Annotated in this window: 12 protein-coding genes; 8 read left to right on the plus strand and 4 right to left on the minus strand. The window is 61.6% G+C overall.

Going from position 1 to position 16,130, the window contains the following annotated elements; all coding sequences use genetic code 11:
- Positions 1 to 54 precede the first annotated feature (54 nt).
- The 8 genes from DCO45_RS02455 (at position 55) to DCO45_RS02490 (ending at position 9,751) form a co-directional block, all read left to right on the plus strand.
- A complete protein-coding gene (locus tag DCO45_RS02455; protein ID WP_116924327.1) occupies positions 55 to 1,680 on the plus strand; it encodes an AMP-binding protein in 1,626 nt (541 codons plus the stop codon).
- Positions 1,677 to 3,482, plus strand: coding sequence for an AMP-binding protein (locus DCO45_RS02460; protein ID WP_116924328.1), 1,806 nt, complete (start codon positions 1,677 to 1,679; stop codon positions 3,480 to 3,482). The genes DCO45_RS02455 and DCO45_RS02460 overlap by 4 nt, the downstream gene beginning before the upstream one ends.
- Before the next feature lie 166 nt (positions 3,483 to 3,648).
- Entirely contained in the window at positions 3,649 to 4,860 is a 1,212-nt protein-coding gene (locus tag DCO45_RS02465; RefSeq protein ID WP_116924329.1) for an ABC transporter substrate-binding protein, read from the plus strand.
- Between the two features lie 523 nt (positions 4,861 to 5,383).
- Positions 5,384 to 7,177 (plus strand): hypothetical protein, encoded by a 1,794-nt coding sequence (locus tag DCO45_RS02470; RefSeq protein WP_116924330.1) that lies wholly within the window; start codon positions 5,384 to 5,386, stop codon positions 7,175 to 7,177.
- Between the two features lie 189 nt (positions 7,178 to 7,366).
- Positions 7,367 to 7,576 (plus strand): hypothetical protein, encoded by a 210-nt coding sequence (locus DCO45_RS02475; RefSeq protein ID WP_116924331.1) that lies wholly within the window; start codon positions 7,367 to 7,369, stop codon positions 7,574 to 7,576.
- Positions 7,557 to 7,865, plus strand: a complete 309-nt coding sequence (locus tag DCO45_RS02480) for a hypothetical protein (protein ID WP_116924332.1) — start codon at positions 7,557 to 7,559, stop codon at positions 7,863 to 7,865. The genes DCO45_RS02475 and DCO45_RS02480 overlap by 20 nt, the downstream gene beginning before the upstream one ends.
- 281 nt (positions 7,866 to 8,146) lie before the next feature.
- Complete coding sequence (locus tag DCO45_RS02485; protein WP_165841102.1) at positions 8,147 to 8,725, plus strand: IPTL-CTERM sorting domain-containing protein; 579 nt, start codon at positions 8,147 to 8,149, stop codon at positions 8,723 to 8,725.
- 165 nt (positions 8,726 to 8,890) lie between these two features.
- A complete protein-coding gene (locus DCO45_RS02490) occupies positions 8,891 to 9,751 on the plus strand; it encodes a hypothetical protein (protein ID WP_243419213.1) in 861 nt (286 codons plus the stop codon).
- 349 nt (positions 9,752 to 10,100) lie between these two features.
- On the opposite strand, the gene DCO45_RS02495 is transcribed toward DCO45_RS02490, so the two are convergent.
- The 4 genes from DCO45_RS02495 to DCO45_RS02510 all read right to left on the minus strand — a co-directional run bounded on the left by DCO45_RS02495 (position 10,101) and on the right by DCO45_RS02510 (position 16,067).
- Positions 10,101 to 11,201 carry an acyltransferase gene (locus DCO45_RS02495; RefSeq protein ID WP_116924334.1) on the minus strand — a complete coding sequence of 367 codons (1,101 nt, stop codon included), beginning with the start codon at positions 11,199 to 11,201 and terminating at the stop codon, positions 10,101 to 10,103.
- 275 nt (positions 11,202 to 11,476) lie between these two features.
- Entirely contained in the window at positions 11,477 to 12,577 is a 1,101-nt protein-coding gene (locus DCO45_RS02500) for a siderophore-interacting protein (protein ID WP_116924335.1), read from the minus strand.
- Positions 12,574 to 13,860 carry an MFS transporter gene (locus DCO45_RS02505; RefSeq protein ID WP_116924336.1) on the minus strand — a complete coding sequence of 429 codons (1,287 nt, stop codon included), beginning with the start codon at positions 13,858 to 13,860 and terminating at the stop codon, positions 12,574 to 12,576. Before DCO45_RS02505 ends, DCO45_RS02500 begins: the two co-directional genes overlap by 4 nt.
- Positions 13,860 to 16,067 carry a TonB-dependent receptor gene (locus tag DCO45_RS02510; protein WP_165841104.1) on the minus strand — a complete coding sequence of 736 codons (2,208 nt, stop codon included), beginning with the start codon at positions 16,065 to 16,067 and terminating at the stop codon, positions 13,860 to 13,862. Before DCO45_RS02510 ends, DCO45_RS02505 begins: the two co-directional genes overlap by 1 nt.
- Positions 16,068 to 16,130: the final 63 nt, after the last annotated feature.

Raw genomic sequence — 16,130 nt, forward strand, 5'->3', positions numbered from 1 at the left:
CACCCAAACACTGCGACCGAGATCCCCAAAAACACCAGGACCGTAGGAGACACCATGGCCCCTATCGCTTACCGGCAACAAGAAAAGCCCTTGCATGAGTACCTGCGCCAGCACGCGCGCACCCAGCCCGACAAGCCCGCCTTTATCTGGTACGGAGCCGCCATCAGCTGGGCGCAGCTGAACCAGATGAGCGACACCTTTGCGCGCCAGCTGCAGCAGCGCGGTGTGGTCAAGGGGGACCGGGTGGCCCTGTTCATGCAGAACTGTCCGCAGTATGTGATTGCGCATGTCGGCATCCAAAAGCTGGGCGCGGTGGTGGGGCCCTGCAGCCCGCTGTTCAAGGGCCATGAGCTGGAGTACCAGCTCTCCGACTTGGGCGCCAAGGTGATCGTCGCGGCCGATGTGCTCTACGAGATCGTGCAGGCGGCGCGCCCCAAGACGGCGATTGAACATGTGTTCCTGACCCACTACGCCGATCTGCTGCCGGCCCAGCCAACGATCGACGTGCCCGCGGAGATCAACACGCCCAAGCGCCATGTCGATGGCACGACCGACTTTGTGGACTGCCTGCGCGAGCCCCTGCCCGCGCCCGATGTGGGCCCGCTGGACATGGACGATGTGGCGCTGATGACCTATACCTCGGGAACGACCGGCCTGCCCAAGGGCGCGATGCTGAGCTACCGCAACGCCCTGTTCAAGGCGCATGCCGCGGCCGACAACAACCCGATCCGCGATGACGACACCATGCTGGCCGTCGCGCCGCTGAACCACATTGCGGGCATGCTGATCGGCCTCAATGTCACGCTCTACACCGGCATCAGCTGCGTGCTGCTGTACCGCTTTGACCCCGTGCAGGTGCTGCAGGCGCTGGCGCGCTACCGGGTGACCTGGTGGTACAGCGTGGCGAGCATGAATGCAGCGGTGATGCAGGTCGAGGCTGCGCATAGCTACGACCTCAGCGCGCTGCGCATCAACCCCAGCACCAGCTTTGGCATCACCATCAACCAGGCGCTGGCCGAGCAGTGGCGAGGCTTTGCGCCCAACTGCCAGCTGTTCGAGGTGACCTATGGCATGTCCGAAACCCACACCTGGGACACCTCGATGCCCGTCGATGCCATCAAATGGGGCGCGCACGGCATTCCCATCGCAGGGGTGGAATGCCGCGTGATCGATGCAGGCACCGGCCAGGACCTGCCCGCCGGCCAGGTCGGTGAGCTGGTGTTGCGCAGCCCGGGCAACTTCAAGGGCTACTGGAACAAGCCCGAGGCGACGGCCAGCACCTTGAAGGACGGTTGGGTGCACACGGGCGACATGGCCAAGATCGACAGCGATGGCTACCTGACCTTTGCCGGCCGCTTCAAGGAAATGATCAAGGTCTCGGGATACAGCGTCTTCCCCGAGGAGGTCGAGTCCATCATGATCAAGCACCCCTCGGTCGCGCAGGTGGCAGTGATCGGCATCGATGACCCAAGCAAAGGCCAGGCTGTCAAGGCGGTGGTGATTGCCCGCAAGGGCGCGCCGGCGGTGAGCGCGCAGCAGCTGATCGACTGGTGCCGCGAGCAGATGTCGGTCTACAAGGCACCGCGCGAGATCGAGTTTCGGGAGGCGCTGCCGACGACGGGTACCGGCAAGGTGCTGCGGCGCCTGTTGAAGGACCCGCAGAAAGCGAGCGCCGCATGAACGCGCAAGCCCACCCCGTTGCGGCGCTGGATAACCAGGCGCTTTTGGAACTCTTGCAGCGCGATGGCGAACTGGTCACCGAGCGCCTGGCGCACTGGGCGCGTACCAAGGGCGAGCAGCTCTTCTACCTGTATGGCGAAGACGATGTGCGCCTGAGCTATGCCGAGTTTGACCGCATCACCGATGCCATCGCCGGCAACCTGGCCGCTGCCGGCATCGGCCGGGGCATGCCGGTGTCGGTGTTCATGCGCAACCAGCTCATCAGTGCCTTGGCGATGTTTGGCATCTGGAAGGCCGGCGCCATCTTTGCACCGATCAACTTTGGGCTGACCGAGCGCCTGCTGGCCTACCAGATTGGCGACACCCAGCCGGTGATGCTGCTGGCCGAACGCGCGCTGGTGCCGGCCCTCAATGCCATTAGCGAAGAGCTCAGCCAGGTCGCGCCCTTGGCCCATGTGGTGGTCTACGAGCCGCCCGCCGGCAGCCATGATGCGGTGACAGTCGGCGTGGTCTACCGCGGCCCGCAGTTGGAGACGGACTGGGCCGCGCTGCTGCAGCCCGCTGCCAAACCGGATGTGGCCCTGGCCTATGACGACCTGTGCAACATCATCTACACCTCGGGCACGACCGGGCCATCGAAAGGCGTGGTGCAAAGCCACCGCTGGATGAACCAGTACACCTATTTGTTCCGCCAGATGCTCAACGGCCACGACGTGGTCTACAACGACCTGCCGATGTACCACGTGGGCGGCGCGGTGTTCAATGTGGTGCGGGCGGTGTGGGCCGGCAGTGGCCTGGCCTGCTGGGACCGCTTCAGCCCCAATGACTTCTGGCGCCGCATTGCGCTCAGTGGCGCCACCAGCGCGGTGCTGGTGGACACGATGATCTCCTGGCTGGCCAAGGCGCCGCCAGCGGCCACCGACCACCACAACAGCCTCAACAAGGTCTACATGCAGCCACTGCCCCAGCGCCATGCGGAGATTGCGCGCCGCTTTGGCTTTGACTTTGTGACCGCCGGCTTTGGCCAGACGGAGTCGGGCATGTCCTGCTTCACCATCATCGAAGAGACAGACGCCAGCTGCGAATCCCCGCCCGCCTACCGGCGCGGGCAGACGCGCGAGGCCATCCGCGCGCAGGCGGCCGCCCTGGGCCTGGAGCTGCAGGGCCCGGCGCAGGCCGGCCAGGTGGGCAAGGGCTACCTGGGCCATCCGAGCCTCTTTGTAGAGGCAGCGGTGCTGGACGAGCGCGATGGTGAATGCGCCGTGGGCGTGGCCGGGCAGCTGGCTTTTCGGTCCAAGCTTCCCTATTACCTGCTGGTCGAATACCTGGGCAAGCCCCAGGCCACCGCCAAGGCCTTTCGCAATCTCTGGTTCCACACCGGCGACTCGGCGCTGCGCCATGCCGATGGCAGCCTGAGCTTTGTCGACCGCATGGGTGACCGCATCCGGGTGCGGGGCGAGAACATCTCATCCTTCCATATCGAGGACATGGTCAACCAGTACCCGGCCGTCGAAATGACGGCCGCCTTTGCGATCCCCGCGCACGAGGGCGATGAGGACGATGTCGTCGTCTATGTCGTGGCGCGCGAGCAGCAGCTGATCGACCGCCAGGCGCTGCACGACTGGTGCGAGCGCAAGATGCCCAAGTTCATGCGCCCGCGCCATATCCGCGTGGTCGAGCAGTTCCCGCGCACGCTGACGCAAAAGATCGAGAAGTTCAAGCTCAAGGCGATGATCCTGGCCGAGCTGCAGGGCCAGCATGCCAACGAGACACCACCCACCAAGGAGCGCCGCATGACCTGACACCTCCGCCCTGCCCCACCTGGCTTTGCGCCAACCCCTTTGCCCCCTCTTTGTGCGACCCGCTACGCCGTGCCCACCAGGCCCAACCCCTTGCCCTGAACCCTTTGACTGCGGGGCAAACCCACCTGGCCGTGGCCAACGATAAAAATACCAGGAGACCATTTCCATGAAGTTCAGAACCACTTGTTTGACGACCTTGCTTGCATCTGTTGGCCTGGCCTCTGGCGCATGGGCGCAGGGCATATCCGACAACGCCGTGCGCATTGGCGTGATCAGCGATACCTCCAGCGCCTACGCCGATATTGGCGGCAAGGGCACGGTCGCGGCGGCCACGATGGCGATCAAGGATTTTGGCGGCGCGGTGCTGGGCAAGCCCATCGAGCTGCTGTCGGTGGACCATCAGAACAAGGCCGACATTGGCGCCACCCGCGCCCGCGAATGGTTTGACCGCGAGAACGTGGACATGGTCATCGGCCTGGGCAACACCGCCGTGCACAACGCAGTCGCCACCGTGGCCAAGGAAAAGAACAAGGTGCTGATCAACACCGAGGCGGGCTCGAGCTCGATCACCGGCGAGAACTGCGCGGCCAACATCGTGCACTACACCTACGACACCTATGCCACGGCCAACAGCACCGTCAAAGCGGTAACCGAAGGCGGCGCCAAGAGCTGGTACATCGTGGCGGTGGACTATGCCTTTGGCCAGGCGCTGTCGAACGACATCACGGCCGCCGTCGACAAGAACGGCGGCAAGGTGATCGGCACGGTCAAGCACCCGCTCAATGCGCCCGATTTCTCGTCCTACATGCTGACGGCGCAGGCCTCCAAGTCCGATGTGATTGCGCTGGCCAATGGCGTGAACGACACCATCAACTCCATCAAGAGCGCCCGCCAGTTCGGCATCACCGACAAGCAAAAGGTGGCCGCTGCGCTGATGTTCATCTCGGACGTGCATGCGCTGGGCCTGAAGACCGCCCAAGGCATGTATGCGACGACCGCCTTCTACTGGGACCGCACGCCCGAGAGCCGCGCCTGGTCGCAAAAGTACTTCAAGGTCATGAACAAGATGCCGACCATGGCCCAGGCCGGCACCTACTCGGCAGTGATGCACTACCTCAAGGCAGTCGAAGCGGCCGGCACCGACGAGACCGCCGCAGTGATGACCGCGATGAAGAAGATGCCAATCAAGGACTTTTTCAGCGACGACGGCAAGATCCGCGAGGACGGCCGCATGGTGCATGACATGTACCTGGTGCAGGTCAAGAAGCCCGAGGAATCCAAGGCACCCTGGGACTACTACAAGATCATCGCCACCATCCCGGGCGACCAGGCCTTCCGGCCGCTGTCCGAGGGCAAGTGTCCCCTGGTCAAGTCCTGAGCCCGCCACTCAGCCGATCTGGACCCTCCAACCCGATGGACCCGACCTGGTCCATCGGGTCGTTTCATTTCTGCCCAGGGTTTATGACCATGTAAGCATCTAGTGATTTTCAGTGTTTATTTTCATGCAAGGGTAAGCATTTTTCCGGGGCACGATGCTCCTAATTTAAACAATTGCAAATAAATTCAATAGTTTTGAACAAATGTTTATTATTTATAGATTGCATTTGACATTTAAAGCCATAAAAAACATAGCATCGCAGGCTTGCAAATCAATAGGTATACTACAAACTCTATTCAGAGATTTACCAGACAACTATCAGAATAGATTACTTTAATATTAATAAAAATCACCAGCAAGGGTGTTTAAACATTCATTGACAATACGCCACTGGCATTCACAGAAAGGCTGTTTACGATGTAATCCTTGAAAAAGGAGATTGTCCATGTTGTTAAATAACAAAATAAAAATACTCAAAACAGGATTAGTCACAATAGCTGCGGCCTCTCTGGCCCCGGTGGCCATGGCAGCATCGGGCGCTCCGCTTCCGCGCTGCGATGCCAGCGGGCAATCGTTCTATCTGACCCGCTACACCGGCCCGGCCGCCACCGGAACACCGCCCACGGCGATCCTGGATCTGGCGACCGCCCCCGCCACCGGCGCGGTTGCCATTGCTCCCATCTGGAGTGGTGCCGCAGCGCCCACCGTGTCCGCGCGCGAAATTGGACTGACGCCGCCCAATCCGCCATTGCCGGCGGGCGCCTCCGTCGCCGGCGGCATGGGCAAGGATGGCTATATCTATACGATGCGCGCCGTCGACGGGGACAACAACTGGGATACCAGCCCGGCAGCGGGTTGGGGCAGTGCAGCGGGCGGTGGATGGCGCAGCCATACTCGTTATTACGAGATGCTGCGCTATGGCCGCAATGGCGTGGACAACCTGGGCATCGTGAGCGGACTGGGAACCTACCAGACCGACCCCACCGATCCCAGCACCTTGGTCAGCGGTGCGATTGACCTGCGCCTGGGGCCCAATTTCAACGCCGCCGATATTGACCCGGTCACCGGCATCATGTACCTGGCGAACTTCCAGACCGGCGGCGCACTCAACCGCGTCTTCAAGATCGATGTGACGCAGACCCCGCCGCTCTATGTGGGCACCTTGAACCTGGCCAGCAATATTCCCGGCGCGCAATCGGGCGACTTTGCGATTGACGCCAGCGGGCAATGGGCCTATGGCATCGCAACGACGGGGAATGTGATCACGGGAACATCGGTGAGTTACCGATTCAACCTGTCTTCCGGTGCCGTTGAGACGTTGGCAGCTGTATCACCAGCCCCGTTCAACAGCCCGTATGGTGCAGCAGCACGGCTGCCCAATGCAACTGACAAGCTGGCCTTTTATGGCCTGGGCACACGCATCATGAGCATCCCTGCAGGCACCGTAGGACCCAGCCAGAGCACCGCTGGCGCCACCAGTGGCGATGCCGCCGCCTGCCTGCCCAAGCTGACCGCGACCCTGGTCTGCACCCCCGATGCGCTGGTCGATGCGGCGGGCAATATCTCCAACTGCACAGTCACCTTGGACCAGGCTGCGCCGGCGGGCGGCATGGCCATTGCCCTGACCCCACCAGCAGCCAACCCACGCTACACCAGCAGCTGCGGCAGCTCCATCGTGGTAGCAGCCGGGCAGACAACGGCCAGTTGCTCGATCACCGCCACGCCCAACACCACGCCCGGTGATGGCGATGTGACCGCAGCGCTGGCGTTGGCCACACCTGCCGCAACAGATGACTATGTGCTGGGCACCCCGTCAGCGGCCGAGGTCCGCATCCGCAACGACGACGTTGACATCCCCATTACGCCCGTGGTCAACCTCAGCTGCACACCCAGCAGCTTGGTGGACGCTGCAGGCCAGGTCTCTACCTGCATCATCAATCTGAGCGAGCCCGCACCCGCCGGCGGTAGCAGCATCAGCCTCAGCCCGCCACCCGGCAGCAGCCGCTACACCAGCAGTTGCACCTCTCCCGTGCTCGTCGCAGCAGGGGCGACGCAGAGCAACTGCACGATCACCGCAACGCCCAATACCGTCATAGGCGATGGCAGCGTCAGCGCGTTGTTGCAGCTGTTGGCCGGGCCCGGTTATACGCTCGGGCCCGACAGCCAGGCCAGCGTGCAAGTCAACGACGACGACCTGCCTATCGATGTCGGCGATGCCAAGCGTGTGCCTACTTTGAGCGCATGGGCACTGGCTTTGATGGGCATGCTGCTGGCAGCTGAAGGCGCGCTCTTTGCACGCAAGCGGCACCAGGGCTAGGCACCGGCCATCCAGACCACCGCGTCCAAAAGGGAGCCTAGCTCCCTTTTTTGTGCGCCTCATGGCAAGCGGCGCTACAGAATTTCTTCCGCAGCAGGGCGCAGTCACGGAGAACTCCCGAAGTCGATGTTTAGACAAAACCAAGGTGTTTTGCAAGGAGCTCCTGGCTGAAGAGATCCAATATGGGTCGTGGGCGGCGCCACCGAGCCTGCCTGCATTCTGCAAACCCTGGCCGTGACGCTGGCCGTGCAGGCACCGCGCATCACCACCGCGCAGACGCAGGACCTGAGCGGCATCGCAACGTCGGCGGCACCAGGCGGCAGCGCATCCACGCCCTTGCCTCCGGGCACCACCATCACCTTGCAACTCTCCGGCCCTGATGGATTTAGCACCATTTAGCACCAGCCAGACCACCACCGTCATCGGCAGTGGTGGCGCATATTCACTGACTTGGCCGGCTGGCCTGGCGCCCGGCCACTACGAGGTCATTGCCCACCTCAGCGACCAGCCAGGCGTTCAATCGAGCGTGGGCAGCTTTACCGTGCAAGCGGTGGTCGTGCCGCCCCCTCCACCACCACCGCCCCTCACGCCACAGGCTGTGCCAGCGCTGGTGCCCTGGGCCACCATCGGCCTGGGAGCGCTGCTTGCACTGCTGGGCAGGCAGCGCCTGCGCCGCCGTACAGGCTGAGCCGATCCAAGGCCGCCTTCAGGCGGCTTGATTTATTTATCAAATGAATCATGACAACAATTAGCTGCATATCCATTTATTTTCGGAGGGGGCACCTGCTACTCCACAAGCACAAGCACAGAGGTGCTTGGGGAGGGATGACAGCTAGCGAATGGCCTTTTCTCAATAAACTGAGATTTAGACAACGAAACAAAGAATTTTCTGAAAACCAGCAAATATATGGATTGCTATTAAAGTTACATGTTGTTAATTTCGTCTCCTTTTACACCGAGGGAGACACCATGAACAAACTTTTGGCATCCGCCGCGCTGGCGCTCAGTTCTCTGGCGTTCACTGCCGCCGCCCAAGCCGCGCCGCTGCAGTGGACCTTGAAGGACGTGACCTTTGACGATGGCGGCACGGCCACCGGCTCTTTTGTCTATGACGCCGACAGCGACACCTACAGCAACGTGCAGCTGAGCACCACGGCAGGCAGTGTCGGAGGCGCCTCAGACTTTCGCAGCAAATGTGTCACGCCCCACTGCATCAACGCCCTGCCGGAGCTTATCTTTGTCGCCTCCAGCAACCAGAGCGACTTGACCAATGTGACCTACCTCGACATTGAACCGTCGGCACCCCTCTCCAATACACCGGGTACCGTCGAGCTGGCGTTTGGCATGTCCACCACCTGCGGCAATGCAGCCTGCTCCACCAATGGCCCCGGCTTGCGCGCGTTCTTCAGTGGCCAGCTCGTTGGGGTACCTTATATCGCTCCACCTGCTGCACCCACCAGCGTTCCGACGCTGAACCAATGGAGCCTGGCCGGACTCAGCATGCTATTGGCTGCATGGGCCTTGCTGTATCGCCGCTGCGCATCCTGATATAGGATCGTCCCTTATTCCCCGGATACCAAGCGTTCTGCACTGATCCTTTACCCAGCCCAGCCTGCGAGTAAGCCTCCACGGGTGCCTCAAGACAGTCCCTGACATTCAGGCAAGCAATATGTAAGGATAGGTTGATAGAATGTAAAGATTAACAACGGGGATATGATGATTTTCAAGAAAATTACATTGGTTGGCGCCTTGCTCGGCACCGGTTTGGCACAGGCGTTTGCGCCTCAGACAGGCACCTGGATTGTGACCAGCGAAGTCAATGGCAAGCCAGGCCGTGGCTTGGCGATTGATGTGCAGGACAATACCTTGGTCATGCAAATGTATGCATACGATGCCAGTGGTAACGCTACGTTCTATATGACCAGCGGCACCTTGGCCAATGACAATTACGCAGCACCCCTCAACAAATACCGTGGCGGTCGTTATCTCGGTAGCGGCGAGCTGTCCGGCAAGGAAGATGGCAGTGCAGGCACTGTGTCGATGCGCTTTGTCTCGGGTACCAAAGGCTACATAACGCTTCCTGGCGAGGCAGAGAAAGAGATTTCGCGTTTTAACTTTGCCTACGGCAATGATCCCCAAGGCCTCAAAGGCATATGGCTGTTCAGTCCCCTCAATTCACTGACGCCAACGGCAGACTTTTTCAGGCTCGAAAAGGCGCAACCAGCGACTCAGTATGGCAATGGCCTCATGGCCAGCTCAGATGGCAGCTTTGGCTGCGAACACCAAGTCACCGGTAATGCCGCCGGAACCGTACTCTGTGTCAAGGTGAACTCGGCAGGTAAAGTTCTGCGCGGCTACCAATTCATCTATAGCGTGAATGACGGAGAAGGCAATTTGCTCAATAGCCTTGGCCAGGCTACGTCGATTGCCGCCATGCGCCGTTTGGCAAACCGCACAGACACCGGCACAGGGATTTTCCTGAAATCCGAGTCCAGTGATGCAGCGGATGCACCAGCGGTCAGCCCAGATCAACTGCGCCTGGCGATCGAGAGCGTGGCAGCGCAAGTGGAATAAGCGACAGCGCAGGACACGCAAACACCACTCCACTGCCGTTGAACTACCCCAAGACATTGGAGAGTTGGAAGTGGGAGGCTCAAGGCCTGAGTTCGGTACTCAATAGGACTCAGGCCTTTTAGTTTGTGCTTCAAACGGTGGCTACAGTCGTGAATGTCTTCGAGCAGCCTTGCTGCAGCTGCTCGTTGCACTCAAACCTGCCAAGCTGCAAGAACTCCGACTTGCATGTTCTAAGGGTGGCGCATTCATGGTATTTCGCCATGAAGAACACCCTATGGGTTGACCTGTTGTCCACATTCAGAGGTGTAGCTCCTCCAGCGGCTTTTAGGTGCGCATTGCCCAGCCCTATTCAAGACACGCCAGGGATTGAATTGCGTCTGAATCCCAGCAAGAACTCCTTCTTGCTCCATGTCTTGAACAGCGCCAATGCCGGCTCCTCGACAAGCTTCCAAGACACCAACGCCACCACCCAGGTCAGGGGTATGGCGATCGCTGTCATCTGCAACGGCGTGGCAGCAGGATAAAACTTGGCGATCAGCTGCTGTATCGGCCAGCCATACAAATAGGTTCCATAGGAGATGTCCAACAACCAGCGCGGGGATGGCAGGCGTGGAACATAGGCCAGCCAGAAAACAAAATACATAAGCGCGGCGGAACACGCCAGCTCATAGTGCACCGTATGCCGACAGGCCCATGCCACCACCGTCAATACTGCCACGATGGACATATGCAAGGGTATGCGCGCTTTATGGATGTAGAACAGCGCGCCACAGGCGAAGAACAAGGTCAGCCGGGCGGCCTCTTGCAAGGGCACGGATTGGAGCTGCGCAGACTGGTAGGTCCAGATGGCAAAGCCCGCTATCAAGGCCGTGGTCAGCCAGCGCCAGGAAAAAATACCCAATAGCCCAAGCACGCCCATATAGAGGTACATGCTGCCTTCAATCGGCAAAGTCCAAAGAGAGCCATTGACGGCGGGGCTATAGCGATTCCCCTCAAAAACACCAGGCAGCAGCCATTGTATTTCTGCCAGTGATGCGTTGGACCACACATAGGTCCACGTCAGCGGAGATGACCAGTAATCGGCCTGCGATTGCACGGTAATCAACGGGCCCATCACCAGCGCACAAACCAGCACGCAAACCCACAACCCCGGGAACAAGCGCATTGCGCGCGCGAGTGCAAACCGAACGATGGACTTGCTGCGCTCCAAGCTGCCCGCGACCAGAAAGCCACTGATCAGAAAAAATACCGCCACTGCAACATCACCCGAATAGCGGTAGCCGATGTACTGGGTAAAAAAGTCGCGCTGGCCACTGCCCAATGCCGCAAGCGCAAAGCCATGCCCGTAGATGACGAGCGTTGCAGCCACCAACCGAATCAGCAGAAAATTATCCTTGCGCCCCTCTGCGCCGCCGGCTATCTCCAGGTAATGTCCGATGCTGTATCTCATAGGTTTTTATAGTGCGGCCAAAATGCGTTGGCATGGGTTGTTTATTTGCAGCTCAGCATGCGCAAAGCCGGCCTAGGGATATTCCACGGGCCAGCTTTGGTAAGCGCCATCGGCGTAAGCCACTCAGCGCGACAAGCGCAACTATGCCATGTTTACACAGCCTTTACAGGCCTTTTCATGCAAATGCCACAGAGCCAGTTGGGCAACGCTGCGCGCGCAGGCACAGGCTGGCTTTTAGGCGATGGATGCCACAAGGGCCTGTCTCCCTTCACGCATCAACGCCAATAGGTATGCACCAGCGACTTGATCTGCACCAAGGACGGTAGCCGCGCCACACTGCGGCGCACTGCCTGCGTCAACGGCAGGCCGCCCGCAACCCACAGCACCGTATCGTGCTGGTGCCAATCCTGCTGCGCCAGCCATTGCAGCACTTGCGCAATCTCCAGCTGTGACGCACCGGGCACGCCGCCACGCAGCCAAGTGACGTGCATGCCTGCAAACGCCGGCGACAAGGCGGCCTGCTCCTGGGCATCGGAGACCCACAGCAGCACGGTGGTGGACGGGTACGCTCGCCGCGCCTGCGCAATGCGTGCCGCTGCGGGCAAGGCGCAAGCATCTGCCACCAACACGCAATGCGGTGCTTGCGGCACCATGCCGCCGGCCGGGCTCAGCACGCCCACCTCGGAGCCCGGCTCGGCGCTGGCGGCCCAGACGGCACCAGGCCCGGCCATGTGCGGATCGGCATGGCCCGTGCCATGGTGGAGCAAGGCATCGACTTCGAGCCACGCCGCTTCAGGATCCATCGCGCTGATCGTGTAGGTGCGACGTGCCAATGCCGGCTTTCCAGCAGGCCAATGCAGGCGGTTGCCATCGGCCAGAGTCGGCCAAGCGGGTGCCTGGCCGGGCTCGGGCAAGAGCATGCGCACATGCAAGCCACCGGCGGCAAAGGCGCTGATATCGCCCGCCGCCAGGCGGATGCGGCGCATGCGCGGCGACAGCGCCTGGTTGCTGAGGACATGCATCACTTGCAGCCTGGAGGTGGCAAGCGGGGCATCACCTTCCCAGACCAGCTCCCAACTGCCCTCCACCCAGTCCATCTGGTCGGCGAACTCGGCCAGGTGCTCGGCCAAAGACAGCTGCATCAATTCCCCCATGCGCGGCGCCACCGGTTGCAGCAGGCAATCGATGCCGCTGGCGCTGGTTTGCTGCAGCCTGGCCGTGCCCACATCGGCCAAGGCCAGCAACAAGGTGCCCGCTTGGGGCTGGCTCACGTCTATGCCTTCATCGCGCCAATGCTGCAGCAGCCAGTCCACAAACGCGCCGGCTTGCGGCAGATGGATATGGGCCTTGCGTACGAGCGTCTGCGGCACCGTCATATGCGTCTCCCGGTACCGGCAACCACTTGCGCATGGCGCCGCAGCAACGCAGCGGTGGCCAGCCAGCAGCCCACCGCAATCGCCGTCGCAATCGCAAACAGTCCAGAGAACTCGAAGTGCTTGGCAATGAAGCCGCCCGCCATCGCGCTCAGCATATAGCTCAGCAACTCGGCGCAGACAAAGATCGAAAAATCCGTACCCGGCTGCTGGCGGCTGGACGAGGCCATGAACAGCGCATACAGCGCCACCATCTCCATATAACGATGCACGCTCAAACCCACGGCGAGGACTGCCAACGATGTGGTGCCGCCCAGCCAGTGCAGCGAATGCGCCAGGAACAACGCAAAGGCCAGCACACGCAAGGCACTCAAGCCCAGCAGCACCTGGCTGCGGCTGCGCTGCCGCAACCACTGGGCCGCCAGCCAACTGCCCAGCAAGCCGGCCAGCGCAGCGCCACTGCCGGCAATCACCCCCGCTTCGCTCAAGCTCAGACCGCTGTGCAGCAGGTAGCTGCTTTCCATGGAGCGCAGCATACCTTCGCTGAGCCGATAAACGGCGGCCAAGCCCAGAATCGCCCAGACACTGGGGCGCGCAAAGAACTGCTTGATGCTGGGGCGCACAGGCACTGCGGCAGCGCCGTCTTGCGCATCCTCGTCGGCGGCAGCAGGCATGCCCTCGTCCATCCACGGCAGCGCCAGCAGGGGCAGCAAAGACAGTCCGCCCATCAATAGCATGGTGGCTTGCCACCCCCACTGATCAACCAGCGCCATGGCCAAGGTGCCGCCCAGCAGCACACCACCGGCCACCGATGCGGCCTGGATCGCATTGCCCCGGCCCAGCTCATCGCTGCGCAGCTGCTGCGTGGCATAGCCGTCGGTGGCGATATCCTGCGTGGCGATGCTGAGCGCCAGAAACATGCCGATGCAGACAATGGTGGTGATGGAGGCCTGCGGCCCCACCCAGGCCAGTGCGCCAATCGCCAGCACCGACGCCAGCTGGGTGCAGACAATCCAGCCCCGGCGGTGGCCCCAGCGCAGTGGGCGCAAGCGGTCCACCCAGGGCGCCCACAAAAACTTCAGCACCAGCGGCAGCATCAAGATGGACAACATACCCACCTGCTGCAAAGGCATGCCGGAAGCGCGCAGTGCGGCAGGCACCGTCATGATCATCAGATACGACGGCACGCCCTGCGCAATATATAGCGCTACCAGTACTGCCCAGAACTGCCGGGGGCGCTGCGCGCCTTTAACAAGCACCCCCGGGTTATGCACACCTGCCGCCATCAGTATTCAACGCTGTAGTTCAGCGAGAAGGTGCGCCCACGGCCGTAGAACGCAAAGGTTTGCGGCGACACCGCACCCACGCCGTACAAGGCCATCGCGCGCTGCGACCAGGTCGTCAGGTACTGCTTGTCCAGCAGGTTCTGGATACCGACGTTGAGGCGGCCCACCGGCAGCTTGACGCCACCCATCAGGTCCAGCACCGTGAAGCCATCGATCTTGCCGGCGCTGTCATCCTTGAGCGTGAACATGTGGGAGGCCTGCAGGCGCAGCTGCCAGGGGTTCGGGCTCCACTGCACATAGGTCGACAGCTTGGAGGGGCTCGCCGTCATGATGGACTGCTTGGCCCAGCTGCCGTTTTGCCGCGTCTCCGAGCGGATCCACAGCGCATTGCCACCCAGCGCCCAGTTCTTGGCGACGGCAACGTCCAGGCTGCCTTCCCAGCCGTAGTTGCGCCGCTTTTCATCGAGCACATTGATCGTGACATTGTTGTTAGCGTTGTTGAGCTGCAAGGTCTGGTCAGACCAAGCGTAGAACAGCGCGGACTGCAGCTTGACGGCACCGCTGGCCTGCTTGAAGCCCCATTCCACCTGCCGCGTCTTGATGCCTTGCAGCGGAGAGCTTTTCGGATCAATGCCGCTGACCAGTTGCCAATGCGTGCCATTGGCCTGGTAGTTGCCCAGGCCATAGTACTTGCCCGGGTCCGGCAACTCAAAGCCTTCGGCGTAGTTGAGCCAGGTGCTGCGCGCAGCATCGATCTGGTAGCGGGCGCCCAGGTTGAACAGGCTCACGTTGTAGCTGTTCTTGCCGCCAGGGATCGCGTCAGCCGAGGTGCCACGGCCCAGCAGCATGTAGAGCTGCTGGGTGTAGCCCACAAAATCGTCCACCTGCAAGTCGGTACTTTGGTAGCGCAGGCCGCCGTTCAAAGTCCACTGCGGGTTCAGCTTCCACTCAGCCTGGGCAAAGGCCGCAGCGGTATTGACGCGGTAGCCCGGGTAGCGGCCGGTGCTGCCGATTTGCCGGTTGACCATGCCGCCGCTGGCCAGCGCCTGCGCGGTATCGAACACGGTGGCACTGCCATCAAAGCTCTCGCGGTCCCAATCCAGGCCATAGCGCACACTCAGGTCACCCCAGGACTTGGCCAGCGCGGCCTTCAGGCCCCAGGTGTCGGTATTTTGGTGGGAGGCGGTCACAACGGAGCTGGGGAAAGGCGCAAAGTCCAGCTTCTCCTGCCGCCAGAAGGCTTGCAGATAAAGGTCCTGGTCGCCCCAGACCTTGGCGGCATGGTAGTCGGCATTGAACATGGCCCGCTCGGTCTGCGGCATCACATCGCTGACAAAGCCGCCGCGCTGCTCCAAGAGCTCCGGCTTGCCACCCATGATGCCTGCCAGGTTGGGGCCGCCATACAGGTAGGAGGAACCATCAAACCGGTTGCGGTAGTACTGCGCGGTCAGGCCCAGGGTTTGCTCGGGGCTGATCTTGATCTGCACATTGCCCAGCACATCCACCCCCTTGGTGTTCTGGGCATCGGTCTGGGCAATGTCGGTGCGCACCGGATTGCCCTTGCCGTCATAAAAACTGCCATTGTTTTGCAGCGCAATGCCCAGGCGCGCCTGCACCTGCTCATTGCCGCCGGCAATGGATTGCGCCAACCGGTACTGGTGGTCGCGCGAGCCCTGCAAGCCGGAAGTGACCCCCACTTCACTACCCAGCTGCAGGCCAGCGGCGCTGCCTTTTTTGGTGATGATGTTGACGATACCGCCGGTGGCACCGCCCCCGTACAAGGCGCTGGCGCCTGACAGCACCTCGATGCGGTCGATATTGAACGGGTCGATCGCATCGAGCTGCCGGGCCGTGCCGCGCGAGCTGTTGAGCGAGACGCCATCGACCATCACCAGCATCGTGCGGCCGCGCAGGTTTTGGCCAAAATTGCTACGCGACTGACCGCCCAGGTCAATCCCCGGCACCAGCTGCCCCAGGGCCTCGGCCACACTTTTGCCGGCCGTCACCTGCTGGCGCAATTGCTCGCTGTCGATGACCTGGGTGGTCTGCGCCAGCTCGCTGCGTATGCTGGGCGCAGCCGATGCCACCACATGCTGCACCGCCAAAGGGGTGTCTGCCTCGGCGCCATCAGACTCTGCGGCCGCAGCCACCGTTTGCGCCTGCACGCTGCTGGCCAATACCGCGATGGCCAGACTGATGGGCGCCATCGCCCATCCACCACCCCATTTGTTCCGCTGAGCTGCGACCGACCGCCCCTGATTTTGCATAGC

Origin of the sequence: Comamonas sp. JNW (assembly GCF_003105075.1) — a bacterium.
Lineage (GTDB): Bacteria > Pseudomonadota > Gammaproteobacteria > Burkholderiales > Burkholderiaceae_C > Comamonas > Comamonas squillarum.

Coding starts and splice junctions, on each gene's coding strand:
- DCO45_RS02455 (WP_116924327.1), top strand. CDS start 55: ATGGCCCCTATCGCTTACCGGCAACAAGAAAAGCCCTTGCATGAGTAC.
- DCO45_RS02460 (WP_116924328.1), top strand. CDS start 1,677: ATGAACGCGCAAGCCCACCCCGTTGCGGCGCTGGATAACCAGGCGCTT.
- DCO45_RS02465 (WP_116924329.1), top strand. CDS start 3,649: ATGAAGTTCAGAACCACTTGTTTGACGACCTTGCTTGCATCTGTTGGC.
- DCO45_RS02470 (WP_116924330.1), top strand. CDS start 5,384: ATGGCAGCATCGGGCGCTCCGCTTCCGCGCTGCGATGCCAGCGGGCAA.
- DCO45_RS02480 (WP_116924332.1), top strand. CDS start 7,557: ATGGATTTAGCACCATTTAGCACCAGCCAGACCACCACCGTCATCGGC.
- DCO45_RS02485 (WP_165841102.1), top strand. CDS start 8,147: ATGAACAAACTTTTGGCATCCGCCGCGCTGGCGCTCAGTTCTCTGGCG.
- DCO45_RS02490 (WP_243419213.1), top strand. CDS start 8,891: ATGATGATTTTCAAGAAAATTACATTGGTTGGCGCCTTGCTCGGCACC.
- DCO45_RS02495 (WP_116924334.1), bottom strand. CDS start 11,201: ATGAGATACAGCATCGGACATTACCTGGAGATAGCCGGCGGCGCAGAG.
- DCO45_RS02500 (WP_116924335.1), bottom strand. CDS start 12,577: ATGACGGTGCCGCAGACGCTCGTACGCAAGGCCCATATCCATCTGCCG.
- DCO45_RS02505 (WP_116924336.1), bottom strand. CDS start 13,860: ATGGCGGCAGGTGTGCATAACCCGGGGGTGCTTGTTAAAGGCGCGCAG.
- DCO45_RS02510 (WP_165841104.1), bottom strand. CDS start 16,067: ATGGCGCCCATCAGTCTGGCCATCGCGGTATTGGCCAGCAGCGTGCAG.